Raw genomic sequence first — 12,138 nt, forward strand, 5'->3', positions numbered from 1 at the left:
AAGCCCGAATTGGTTTTAGCGCCTCACGGCAGTCGGGACAGCCGCTCCACCAGAAGGTCGTAGAATCGATCTGCGTCGGCCTCACGAATATAGGTGCAATTCGCCGCCCGGTCGGTGACGCGCCAATAATCCGCCACCGTCATGCCGAGCGTCAGCGGGCTCGCGGTCTCGATCGACACGTTGATGTGCCGCCCCTGGTAGAGGTCGGGCGCGATCAGATAGGCGATGACGTTGGGATCGTGCAGGGGCGCGCCGGCCCAGCCGTATTTTTCGAGATCGAAGCGTTCGGAAAAGCCGAGCAGCGCCGCCACCGCGCCACCGGCCTTGTTGCCGATCGCCGCGATCCGGTCGAGGCGCGCCACGGTGCTGAGCACCCGGTGGGTCACGTCGAGCGGCAGCAGCGTCACCGGAATGCCGCTTCCCAGCACGACCGCGGCCGCCTCCGGATCGACGTAGATGTTGAATTCGGCCGCCGGCGTGATGTTGCCCACCTCGAAGTAGGCGCCGCCCATGCTGACCACGGCATCGATCCGCGGTGCAATATCCGGCGCCTTGACGAGCGCCATAGCGAGGTTGGTGAGCGGGCCGAGCGTGCAGATCGTGACGGATTTTTCCGGCTCCGATCGGATCGTCTCGATGATGAAGTCGACGCCGTGCTGGGCCTGGGGCTTCGCGGTCGGGGTCGGCAGCTCGCACCCGTTCAGCCCTGTTTCACCATGCACGTGTTCGGCCGTGACCGGTAGGCGCAGCATCGGCCGCGCGCAACCCGGGTAGACTGGAAGCTCAGGATATCCGGCCAGGGCGCTGATCTTCAACGCGTTCTCGGTCGTGCGCCAGAGCGGAACATTGCCCCCGACCGTGGTGATGCCGAGCACCTGCACATCTTCGGGTGAGGCGAGGGCCAGCAGGATCGCCACCGCGTCGTCCTGACCCGGATCGGTATCGATGATGATCTTGCGCGCCATGGGTCGAACTCCCGATCCGTCGCATCGACGTCGCCCGAAACGCCGCAAGCGTCAATGCCGGCGGTCCGTCTCGCCGCATCGAACCTTGCCTTGCCGGGCAGGTTTGGGCCAAGTCCAGGCCGCGATCGGTTTGGGGGCGCAATGAGCAGAATACAATCGGTCGCTCTGGGCAGCATCGCGGTCGGGGTGCTGGTGCTGGCGATCAAATATGCCGCCTATGCGGTGACGGGCAGCGTCGCCCTGTTGTCCGACGCCCTCGAAAGCATCGTCAACGTCGCGACCGCGCTGGCAGCCTTCGTGGCGCTTCGCATCGCCATGCAGCCGGCTGACGCCAAGCACCCTTATGGGCACAGCAAGGCCGAATATCTGGCGGCCGTGGTGGAAGGCGTGCTGATCGTCGTTGCGGCCTGCGCCATCCTGCGGGAAGCCTATAACGGATTCGTGGCGCCTGCCCCTCTCGGGGCGCCGTTGATGGGCCTTGCCATCAGTGCCGTGGCGACCGGCATCAACGCGGCATGGTCGGTGGTGTTGATGCGCCAGGGTCGCGCGCACCGGTCTGTGGCGCTCGAGGCCGACGGGAAGCATCTCCTCACGGATGTGATCTCCTCGCTCGGCGTCATCGTCGGCGTGGCGCTGGTCTTCGCCACCGGCATTGCGATGCTGGATGCCGTTCTGGCCGTGTTGGTGGCGCTGAACGTCCTTTGGGCCGGATGGCACATCATGCGTGATAGCGTCGGCGGCCTGATGGACGAGGCCGTGCCCGAGGCGATGCTGGGCCGCGTGCGGGAATTGATCGCCACCAACGCGGAAGGCGCCGTCGAGGCGCATGACATCAAGACGCGCCGGGCCGGCAAGATGACCTTCATCGAATTCCACCTCGTGGTGGCCAGCGACATGACGGTGACGGCCGCACATGACATTTGCGATCGCCTGGAGCGGGCCCTGCGGGCCGACATCCCGGACAGCGCTGTCTCGATTCATGTCGAGCCGGAAACCAAGGCCAAGCATTCCGGCATCGTGGTGCTGTAGCGGCACCGACGCGATGTTGCGTATCCGGCTCGGTACAGACCGCTGTGGAATATTGGTGGAGTGTTGCGTTCTTTCCACAGCTTGGGCGCGGCCGTTCAGCTAGGGTGGAAGCCAGTTCACGAGGCAGGCATGCAGATCACCCGGCTTATCCCCATCGTCCCCGCCGCCCTTGTGCTGTCCGCCTGCGCCTTGCTGCAGCCGATCAAGGAAAAGAATGCCGTCAACGATGCGGACGACTGCATCGCCACACAGGCCCGCGTGGCGGCCCCCAGCGCCACGGCGCTCGAGGCGGCCGTGAACTTCACCCTCACGCGGTGCGACGTGGAGATCCACGCTTCCGAGAATGCCTTGCTGGCCCAGACCGCCAACGATGGTCGCTCGGCTTCGCTGAAGATTGCCGATCTGCGTCGCAGTCAACGCGAGCTGGCCCGCCGGCTGATCTCGCTCGAGCGCGCCACCTGAAGCGCATCTTACGCTGATCTTCGATCGAGCCGCGACCGAGGTTTTGCTCCGGCTCTCGACCGACTCAAGCCGTTTAGAAAAAGGCACTCGGATGTCGCGTTTGTCCCCTGCCCTGATGGGCGCCGTCGTGGGTTTCCTGGCTTCCGTGGCCTCGGCTCACGCCGGCAATGCCTTCTTCCTCGATCCCGCCGATGGAGGGTTGCCGGCACGCGCGTCGGCTGAACCCGACCCTTATGCGGATCCCGCGGGAGACGCCGCCGCTTATGCGCCGAGCGATGCCGACATCCAGCCGATGGCAAGCCCCATTCCGCGCGAGCTCGTGAGCTACGACGGCCCCTACCCGGCCGGCACCATCGTGGTGTCGACGACCGAGAAGCGGCTTTACCTTGTCCTGCCCGACCATCAAGCCCTGCGCTATGGCGTCGGGGTCGGGCGCCCGGGCTTCGCCTGGTCCGGCAGCAAGACCATCACGGCCAAGCGCGAATGGCCCGGCTGGACGCCGCCGGCCGCCATGCTGCGGCGGCGCCCCGACCTGCCCCGACACATGGAAGGCGGGCTCGACAACCCGCTCGGGGCGCGTGCGATGTATCTCGGCAGCAGCGAGTTCCGCATTCACGGCTCGAATGAGCCCGATACGATCGGACGGGCCGTATCGTCCGGCTGCATTCGCATGACCAACGACGACGTGGCCGACCTTTACGACCGCGTGAAGGTCGGCACACGCGCCATCGTGGCGCCCTGAGCGAGCGCCGTTCTGCGACCCGGCAGGGCGCGCGGCTCCTGCCTGGGCTTCGACGTCACCGGCTCAGCTTCTTGTCCGCGAGTGCCACCAGATAGGCGTTCCAGGTCGCGTCCTGGCCGGTGCCGAGTTCGTGCAGGTAGCGCCAGGTGAACAGACCCGAATCGTGCCCGTCGTCGAAGCGGAGCTTGACGGCGTAATTGCCGACCGGCGTGGCGGCCAGGATGCGCACGTTGCGCTTGCCGCCGACGGTCTTGCGCTCGGCCGCGGAATGGCCCTGCACCTCGGCGCTGGGGCTTTCCACCCGCAGGTATTCGGCCGGCAGGTCGAAGCGAAGGCCGTCTTCGAAGGTGACCGACAGCATGCGGCCCGCCTCCTTCAGCCGTAGCTCCGTCGGCCACGCATCATGGGTCTCGGCCATCGAACCATCCTGCATTGCACGTCATCTCGGTTGAGCTATAGACGAAGCCATAACAAGAAAGGGAGGAAGCATTGAACGGGAACCGGGACGGGGTGCGCCCACGCTTGTGGTCGAACTGGTATTTGCTTCTGCTGCCCACCTATCCCGCCGTCCTCTGGGTTCCTTTCTTCAACCGGGTCGAGCCGACCATCCTCGGCTTTCCGTTCTTCTATGCCTATCAGATGATCTGGGTCCTGATCAGCGCCGCCCTCACGGGCATCGTGTTCTTCGCGACGCGACGCTCCTGAACAACGAACGAGGGTAAGGGTCGATGCCGGTCAACTGGATTGCGCTCGCGGTTTTTGTCGCGTTCTTCGGGGTGGTGACGCTGGTGGGCTTCATGGCCGCCAACTGGCGGCGGGGCGACCTCGACCTGCTGCACGAATGGGGCCTGGGCGGCGGTCGCTTCGGCACGCTGGTCACCTGGTTCCTGCTCGGCGGCGACCTTTACACCGCCTATACGTTCATCGCCGTCCCGGCGCTGGCCTTCGGGGCGGGCGCCCTGGCCTTCTTCGCCGTGCCCTATACGACCATCGTCTATCCGATGACCTTTGTGGTCTTCCCGCGACTTTGGTCCGTGTGTCGCCAGCACGGCTATGTGACGGCGGCCGATTTCGTGCGCGGCCGCTTCTGCAATCGCTGGTTGGCGCTGGCCATCACGGTGACGGGCCTCTTGGCCACCATGCCCTATATCGCGCTGCAGCTCGAAGGATTGCAGGTGGTGATCGCGGCGCTTGGCCTCGGCTCGACCGGTTGGCTCGGCGAGGTGCCGCTCATCCTGGCCTTCGTGATCTTGGCCGCCTTCACTTACACATCGGGCCTCAGGGCGCCGGCCGCCATCGCGGTGGTCAAGGACGTGATGATCTACATCACGATCTTCGCGGCCCTGATCGTCATTCCCGGCAAGCTGGGCGGCTTCTCGGGCATCTTCGCCGCCATCCCGGCCAAGAACCTGATCCTCGCCACGCCGCCGGCCGGCTCGACCGGGGCCTACACATCCTATGCCAGTCTGGCACTCGGCTCGGCCGCCGCCCTCTTCCTCTACCCGCATGCTATCACGGCGGTGCTTAGCTCATCGAGCCGCGACGTCATCCGCCGCAACTCGGCGCTGCTGCCGGCTTATTCGATCGTCCTGGCGCTGATCTCGCTCCTGGGCTTCATGGCCTATGCGGCCCATGTCGACCAGAACCCCGCCTTCAAGGCGATGTTTGCCCAATACAAGGCGAACTTCGCTGTACCGGCGCTGTTCCTGCAACTGTTCCCTGACTGGTTCACCGGCTTCGCCTTCGCGGCGATCGGCATCGGAGCCCTCGTGCCGGCGGCCGTGATGTCGATTGCGGCCGCCAATCTTTGGACCCGCAATATCTATGTCGAGTTCATCAACCCCAATGCCAGCGCGGCCGACGAATCCCGCATGGCCAAGCTGTTCTCGTTGGTGGTGAAATTCGGCGCCCTGTTCTTTATCCTGTTTCTGCCGCTCGACTATGCCATCCAACTGCAGCTGCTCGGCGGCGTGTGGATGAGCCAAACTCTGCCGGCGGTGCTGATCGGCCTTTACACCCGGCGGCTCAGCTCCTGGGCGCTGCTGCTCGGCTGGGCAGCCGGCATCGGGCTCGGCACCTGGATGGTGGCGCTCACAGGATTCAAGAATGCCACTTACGCGGTGACGCTCTTCGGGCTGACGATTCCGGCCTATGCGGCCATCTATGGCCTCGTGGTCAACATCGTCGTGGCGCTGCTTGGCACACTGGTCATCAATGCCCTGCGTGGCATGCCCGAGACGCGGGACAACACGGTTGCGGCGGACTACGTCTAGGCCGCACTACCGTAAGCCGGCTCCAAGCCCTATCTCAATGTGATGATCCAACCTTCGGCTTCGGACATCGCGCGTATGCGCGCCACGCCCCTGGTGGACCCGTTTGGTCGGGCCATCACCTATGTACGTGTGTCGGTGACGGATCGCTGCGACCTGCGCTGCACCTATTGCATGGACGAATCCATGTCGTTCCTGCCGCGCCGTGACCTGCTGACGCTCGAGGAACTGGATCGGCTTTGTTCGGCCTTCGTCAGCCGAGGGACGCGTAAGCTGCGCATCACCGGCGGCGAACCGCTGGTGCGCCGTGACATCCTGGCGCTGTTTCGCTCGCTATCGCGACATCTCGTGAGCGGCGCCCTCGACGAGGTGACGCTGACCACCAACGGGACCCGGCTTGAGGAGCATGCCGCGGCGCTGGCCGCCGCGGGCGTCAAGCGGATCAACGTGTCGCTTGATACGCTCGACCCCGCAACTTTCGCGCGCATCACCCGCCGCCCGGAGTTCGACCGCGTCATGCGCGGTCTCGACGCGGCCCAGCGGGCTGGGCTTTCGGTCAAGATCAACACAGTGGCGCTTCGTGGCGTCAACGATGGTGAGGCCGCCGCCATGCTGCGCTGGGCGCACGGGCGTGGCATGGATCTCACGTTCATCGAGATGATGCCGCTCGGCGAAGATTTCGGTCGCAAGGCGGACGAGTTCCTGTCGCTCGGTGACTTGCGGGCCCGCTTGATGCAGGAGTTCACCCTGGAACCCCTGGCGTTCCGCACCGGTGGCCCGGCCCGTTACGACGAAGTGGTCGAGACCGGCGGGCGGGTCGGCTTCATCACCCCTTTGACTCACAACTTCTGTGAATCGTGCAATCGCGTGCGCGTCACCTGCACCGGGACGCTTTACATGTGCCTCGGCCAGAACGATGCGACCGACCTGCGGGCGCCCTTGCGCGGATCATCCCGCGACGATGACCTGCACCAGGCGATCGACGAAGCCATAGCCCGCAAGCCGAAGGGCCACGATTTCGTGGCCGACCGGCAGAGCGCCAAGGCGCGAGTGGCCCGGACCATGAGCGTCACGGGCGGTTAAGCCGACGGGTGGCTCAGCCCTTGGCGCGCTGCCGGATGTTGAAATTGTCGAAGGTGTATTCGCCCACCTGCCACCACAGATAGGCTTCGTTGCGGAAGGCCAGAAAGGTGTCGAGGTTCGCCTTGAACCGGGCATTTCCGTCGCCGATCTCGCGGAGCACATCCGTGGTCGCCTTGTAGGCCACATCCAGGATGTCTTGCGGCAGCGGGCGCAATTGCGCGCCGGCGATCACGAGGCGGCGCAGGGCGGCCGAGTTGGCCGTGTCGTAGCGGGCCAGCATGTCGGCATAGCCATCCGCGGCTGCGACCCGGATGGCCGCCTGGTAGGACGCCGGCAGCGCCTGGAACTTGGTCCGGTCCACAACGATGTGGACCATCGCAGAACCTTTCCAGAACCCGGGATAATAATAGTTCGGCGCAAGTTTCTGGATACCCGTCGCCCCGTCATCCTTGGTGAAGATCTCGTCGTCGTGCGGGCTCACCCAGGTCACGCCATCGAGCGCGCCGGATTGAAGCGCGCCGAGGATCTCGGCCCGTGGCGTCGCGACTGGCACGGCACCAAGCTTCTGCAGCACCCGCCCGGCCAGACCGCCGATGCGGATCTTCAGCCCGTCGAGATCGGCCGCCGATCGGATGTCCTTTTTGAAAAAGCCGCCCATCTGGGCACCCGTGTTGCCGGCCGGAAACGCCATCGCGTTGTCGGGTTCCAACAGCGCGTCCACCTGGGCGTTGCCGGCCCCCTGGGTCGCAAAAGCATAGTGCTGGCGCGCATTCATGCCGAATGGGATTCCGGTCGCGAGCGCGAAGCTCGGGTCCTTGCCGTAAAAATAGTCGAGCGAAGTCTGGCTGGCTTCAATCGTGCCGGCCTTGACGGCGTCCAGCACCGCGAGCCCGCCGACGGCCTCGGTCGGCGGCGACACCTCGATTTTGAAGCGTCCCCCAGTCAACTCGCCGATCGTCTTCGCGAAGCGTTCGGCACCGCCGTAGATCAGATCGAGCGACTTGGGAAAGCTCGAGATCAGGCGCCAGGTCACCTCGGGTTGCTGCGGCGTCTCGGCCCGCGCCGGCTGTGCCGACAAAGCCGCGAGACTGCCGGAAGACAGTCCCGCCATCAGGGTCCGGCGATCAGGATTCCGGGTCATGGATCGCAGTCTCCGGCGCTTTATTCGACCACGATGCGCGGCGCCGTCCGCTGACGGGCACCCGACAGCACATCGAGCAGCCGCCGCGCAATGCCGAGATAGGCTTCGGCCTGCGGCCCGCCAGGATCGGAGATGACGATGGGCCGCCCTGCATCGGCACTTTCGCGGATCGGCATGGCGAGCGGGATCTCACCCAGATAGGGAACGCCAAGGCGCTCGGCCTCGTGCCGGGCTCCGCCATGGTTGAAGATGTCCGACCGATGCCCGCAGGCCGGGCAGATGAAGGTGCTCATATTCTCGACGACGCCGAGGATCGGCACCTCGGTCCGCCGGAACATGGCGATACCGCGCCGCGCGTCGATCAGGGCGAGATCCTGCGGCGTCGACACGATCACGGCGCCCGCGAGCGGCACGGATTGCGCCATGGTGAGTTGGGCGTCGCCGGTTCCGGGCGGCATGTCGACCACCATCACGTCGAGTTCGCCCCATTGCACCTCGCGCAGCATCTGGGTCAGGGCCGACATCACCATTGGGCCCCGCCAGATCATCGGCGTTTCCTCCTCGACCAGGAATCCGATGGACATGACCTTGATGCCATAGCCTTCGAGCGGCCGCATCATGCGACCCTCAACCACCTCCGGCTTACCGGTGAGGCCGAGCAGGCGCGGCATCGAGGGCCCGTAGATGTCGGCATCCAGCACCCCGACCGACAGTCCAAAGCCCGACAGCGCCAACGCCAGATTGCAGGCGGTTGTCGACTTGCCGACGCCCCCCTTGCCCGACGCCACCGCAATGATGGTCTTGACGCCCGGCACACCTTGCGACGTCCGGGCCGCCTGGGCCCGCGGACCCGGCGCATGCGAATGCCCATGCGGCTCCGGAGCGGTCGTCGATTGCGGGCGTGCGCTACCGGCCGGCTTTTCGACGGTCGCCGTCACGAAGGCGGCCGCGACGCCCGGCACGGCCTTGACCCGTCGCTCCACCTCGGCCCGCAGCGCTTCGAGCCCAGCGGCGGGCTGCCCCCCGCCTTCGATCGTGACGAACACCCGATCCTCACGGATCACTACGCCGCCGAGCAGACCCGACTGGGCCAGCGGCGTCCGACCATCGGCCCCCGTCAGGCCCGATAAGGCGGTGATGATGTCATTCTCAGTCAGCATTGCGGATCAACCATGCGAAGGTCGCGGCTTCAAACAAAAGGGGCTTCGGACCTCGTCGGCCCGGAGCCCCTTTTGGTTCATACCAGACGGATGTGGATCAGGAACGTGCCGTGACCGACTTGGCATCCGTGTCGTCGGCGGCATCGTCGCCGGACCCGCCGTCCGTGTCCGACGCCTCACCCTCGGCCTTGGCTTTCCGCTTCTTGCCAGCCTCGACGATGTCGCGTTCCGGCCGCGGCAGCACAGGTCCTTCGGGGAACACGAATCCAAGCTTGCGCTCGGCCCCTTCGCCGCCCGACACCACCACGCGAACCGTCCCACCATTCTTCAAACGACCGAACAGCACCTCGTCGGCCAGCGGCGTCTTGATGTGCTGCTGGATGACACGCCCCATCGGGCGGGCACCCATGGCCTCATCGTAGCCGTTGTCGATCAGCCACTTGCGGGCTTCCTCGGTCAGCTCGATCGCCACATTGCGATCCGCCAACTGCGCCTCGAGCTGCAAGACGAACTTGTCCACCACCTTGCCGATCACCGACACCGGCAGATGGCCGAACGGCACCACGGCATCGAGCCGGTTACGGAATTCCGGCGTGAACAGCTTGTTGATCGCCTCGACATCGTCGCCCGTCCGCTTGGACCGGCCGAACCCGATCGCCTCTCGCGCCATATCGGCCGCCCCCGCATTCGTCGTCATAATCAGAATGACATTGCGGAAGTCGACCTGCTTGCCATGCTGATCGCTCAGCTTTCCGTGGTCCATGACCTGAAGCAGGATGTTGAACAGATCCGGATGGGCCTTCTCGATTTCATCGAGCAGCAGCACGCAATGCGGGTGCTGATCGATCGCATCGGTCAACTGACCGCCCTGATCGAAGCCGATGTAACCGGGCGGTGCACCGATCAGTCGGCTTACCGTGTGGCGCTCCATATATTCCGACATGTCGAAACGGACCAATTCGACACCGAGGCCGGACGCAAGCTGACGAGCCGCTTCTGTCTTGCCGACACCCGTGGGGCCGGAAAAAAGGTAGCAGCCGATCGGCTTCTCGCCATCGCGCAAACCGGCGCGGGCGAGCTTGATGGCCGAGGTCAGGGCCGCAATGGCCGCATCCTGTCCATAAACCACGCGCTTCAAGGTGTCGTCGAGGTGCTGGAGCACTTCGGCGTCGTCCTTCGACACGGATTTCGGCGGGATGCGGGCCATCGTGGCGATGGTGGCCTCGATCTCCTTGATGCCGATCGTCTTCTTTCGCTTCGGCTCAGGCAGCAGCATCTGGCTGGCGCCCGTTTCGTCGATCACGTCGATCGCCTTGTCGGGCAGCTTGCGGTCATGGATGTAGCGTGCCGACAGTTCCACTGCGGCCCGAACGGCTTCCGCGGTGTAGCGGACCTTGTGGAACTCCTCGAAATAAGGCTTGAGACCCTTCAGGATTTCCACCGCGTCGGTGACGGTCGGCTCCTTCACGTCGATCTTCTGGAACCGTCGCACGAGGGCCCGGTCCTTCTCGAAATACTGACGGTATTCCTTGTAGGTGGTCGAGCCGATGCAGCGCAGCGACCCCTGGGCCAAGGCGGGCTTCAGCAGGTTCGAGGCATCCATGGCCCCACCCGAGGTCGCACCAGCCCCGATCACCGTATGGATCTCATCGATAAAGAGGATCGCACCCTTGTGGTTCTCGACCTCCTTCATGACCTGCTTCAGCCGTTCTTCGAAGTCGCCGCGATAGCGCGTGCCAGCGAGAAGCGTGCCCATGTCGAGCGCGAACACCGTGGCGCCGGCCAGCACCTCGGGAACTTCGTTCTTGATGATCTTGCGGGCCAGGCCCTCCGCGATGGCGGTCTTGCCGACACCTGGGTCGCCGACCAGCAGGGGATTGTTCTTCTGGCGACGGCAAAGCACCTGGATGGTGCGCTGCACCTCGGTCTCGCGGCCGATCAGCGGATCGATGCGGCCATCGCGGGCCTTCTTGTTGAGGTTGACGCAATAAGCCTCAAGAGCGCCTTCCTTCTTCTTCGAGTCGCCCTGCTCCTTGCCGTCCTTGCCTTCTCGACCTTCGTTGTCGTCGTCCGAACCGCGCGGACCCTTGCTGCTGTCGGTGGTGCCGGGTCGCTTCGCGATGCCGTGGCTGATGTAATTGACCGCATCGTAGCGGGTCATGTCCTGTTCCTGCAGGAAATAGGCCGCGTGGCTTTCGCGTTCCGCGAAGATGGCCACGAGCACGTTGGCTCCCGTCACTTCTTCGCGGCCAGACGATTGCACATGGATGTGGGCGCGCTGGATGACACGCTGGAAGCCGGCCGTCGGCTTCGCATCGTCATTGCCTTCTGCCACGAGGCTTTCGAGCTCCTGGTCGATGTAGTCGACCAGCGTCTTCTTCAAAGCGTCGACATCGACCGAGCAAGCCTTCATCACGGCATTGGCGTCGCCGTCGTCGATCAGCGAAAGCAGAAGATGTTCGAGCGTCGCGTATTCATGGTGATGATCGTTGGCGATGGCCAGCGCGCGGTGGAGGGACTGTTCGAGCGAACGTGAAAATGCGGGCATGTCGGCACCGGCCTCACTTCTTTTCCATGATGCACTGCAAAGGATGTTGGTTCTTGCGCGCGAAGTCCATGACCTGCGTCACTTTAGTTTCGGCCACCTCGTAGGTGAATACACCGCATTCGCCGACCCCATGGTGGTGCACGTGCAACATGATGTTGCTGGCCTCATCGGCCGTTTTGTTGAAATATTTCCGCAGCACGGCGACAACGAATTCCATCGGCGTGTAGTCGTCGTTCAGAAGCAGCACACGGTACATGCTCGGCTTCTTGGTCTGCGTCTTCGGTCGAGTGATGACGGACGTTCCCGCCCCATCCCCGTTGCGTCGCGGCTCCCGGGCCGCCCGTGGAACAGGCCGGCTCGATGCACCCGTGAGGTCATGGACCGGGCGCGCGTATCCGACCGTCACGATGGCGATGTCCTTGCAGTTGCGGCGGCAGGCTGCCCAGGATGGCGCCCTTGGGTGGGACATGGGTATCGCAGCGCACCTTTGCCAGAGTGGGCCGAAGCGGCAGCGTCAGGAATCTGCGTTTCGATCATGGCGCGTTCAAGGCTGCCGAGCATGCGGGAATGCTGGCACGCTTGTTGCCCTATTGCAACGCCAGCGCAGCAATGCCCGCCGAACAGCCGAACGGAATGGCGTGCAGGTTGCGTCTCGCAGGGGCGGCCTCGTCGCCGCGGTGCCGGCGCGGTTCACCTGAGCGGCGCTGACCGACCGTGGATCTCCGATCGGCTTAGCAG

12 protein-coding genes are annotated in these 12,138 nt (G+C 64.8%); 6 read left to right on the forward strand and 6 right to left on the reverse strand.

Features of this window, described 5'->3' with window-relative positions; genetic code table 11:
- Nucleotides 1-23: 23 nt before the first annotated feature.
- Complete coding sequence (locus tag P7D22_RS01630) at nucleotides 24-965, reverse strand: nucleoside hydrolase (RefSeq protein WP_319932447.1); 942 nt, start codon at nucleotides 963-965, stop codon at nucleotides 24-26.
- Nucleotides 966-1,106: 141 nt separating this feature from the next.
- On the opposite strand from P7D22_RS01630, the gene P7D22_RS01635 reads away from it, so the two are divergent.
- The 3 genes from P7D22_RS01635 to P7D22_RS01645 all read left to right on the forward strand — a co-directional run bounded on the left by P7D22_RS01635 (nucleotide 1,107) and on the right by P7D22_RS01645 (nucleotide 3,198).
- Complete coding sequence (locus P7D22_RS01635) at nucleotides 1,107-1,994, forward strand: cation diffusion facilitator family transporter (RefSeq protein ID WP_319932448.1); 888 nt, start codon at nucleotides 1,107-1,109, stop codon at nucleotides 1,992-1,994.
- 129 nt (nucleotides 1,995-2,123) lie between these two features.
- Nucleotides 2,124-2,456 carry a hypothetical protein gene (locus tag P7D22_RS01640; protein ID WP_319932449.1) on the forward strand — a complete coding sequence of 111 codons (333 nt, stop codon included), beginning with the start codon at nucleotides 2,124-2,126 and terminating at the stop codon, nucleotides 2,454-2,456.
- 91 nt (nucleotides 2,457-2,547) lie between these two features.
- Entirely contained in the window at nucleotides 2,548-3,198 is a 651-nt protein-coding gene (locus P7D22_RS01645; protein WP_319932450.1) for a L,D-transpeptidase, read from the forward strand.
- Between the two features lie 55 nt (nucleotides 3,199-3,253).
- Here P7D22_RS01645 and P7D22_RS01650 read toward each other — a convergent pair whose 3' ends face one another.
- Nucleotides 3,254-3,616, reverse strand: a complete 363-nt coding sequence (locus P7D22_RS01650) for a DUF971 domain-containing protein (RefSeq protein WP_319932451.1) — start codon at nucleotides 3,614-3,616, stop codon at nucleotides 3,254-3,256.
- Nucleotides 3,617-3,687: 71 nt separating this feature from the next.
- Between P7D22_RS01650 and P7D22_RS01655 the strand changes: the two genes are divergently transcribed.
- The 3 genes from P7D22_RS01655 (at nucleotide 3,688) to moaA (ending at nucleotide 6,551) form a co-directional block, all read left to right on the forward strand.
- Entirely contained in the window at nucleotides 3,688-3,903 is a 216-nt protein-coding gene (locus P7D22_RS01655; RefSeq protein ID WP_319932452.1) for a DUF3311 domain-containing protein, read from the forward strand.
- A gap of 23 nt (nucleotides 3,904-3,926) precedes the next feature.
- Nucleotides 3,927-5,471: a monocarboxylate uptake permease MctP gene (mctP, locus tag P7D22_RS01660; protein ID WP_319932453.1), complete on the forward strand. Its 1,545-nt coding sequence runs from the start codon at nucleotides 3,927-3,929 to the stop codon at nucleotides 5,469-5,471.
- Between the two features lie 75 nt (nucleotides 5,472-5,546).
- A complete protein-coding gene (gene moaA, locus P7D22_RS01665; RefSeq protein WP_319932454.1) occupies nucleotides 5,547-6,551 on the forward strand; it encodes a GTP 3',8-cyclase MoaA in 1,005 nt (334 codons plus the stop codon).
- Nucleotides 6,552-6,564: 13 nt separating this feature from the next.
- Here the strand turns inward: moaA and P7D22_RS01670 are convergent, their stop codons facing one another.
- The 4 genes from P7D22_RS01670 to clpS form a co-directional block, all read right to left on the reverse strand.
- A complete protein-coding gene (locus P7D22_RS01670) occupies nucleotides 6,565-7,692 on the reverse strand; it encodes a TRAP transporter substrate-binding protein (RefSeq protein WP_319932455.1) in 1,128 nt (375 codons plus the stop codon).
- Between the two features lie 20 nt (nucleotides 7,693-7,712).
- On the reverse strand, nucleotides 7,713-8,852 hold the full coding sequence (locus tag P7D22_RS01675) for an Mrp/NBP35 family ATP-binding protein (protein WP_319932456.1): 1,140 nt from the start codon (nucleotides 8,850-8,852) through the stop codon (nucleotides 7,713-7,715).
- A gap of 97 nt (nucleotides 8,853-8,949) precedes the next feature.
- Nucleotides 8,950-11,400: an ATP-dependent Clp protease ATP-binding subunit ClpA gene (gene clpA / locus P7D22_RS01680; RefSeq protein ID WP_319932457.1), complete on the reverse strand. Its 2,451-nt coding sequence runs from the start codon at nucleotides 11,398-11,400 to the stop codon at nucleotides 8,950-8,952.
- 13 nt (nucleotides 11,401-11,413) lie between these two features.
- Nucleotides 11,414-11,806 carry an ATP-dependent Clp protease adapter ClpS gene (clpS, locus tag P7D22_RS01685; protein ID WP_319932458.1) on the reverse strand — a complete coding sequence of 131 codons (393 nt, stop codon included), beginning with the start codon at nucleotides 11,804-11,806 and terminating at the stop codon, nucleotides 11,414-11,416.
- Between the last annotated feature and the right edge of the window lie 332 nt (nucleotides 11,807-12,138).

This window comes from Lichenihabitans sp. Uapishka_5 (genome assembly GCF_033947565.1).
Lineage (GTDB): Bacteria > Pseudomonadota > Alphaproteobacteria > Rhizobiales > Beijerinckiaceae > Lichenihabitans.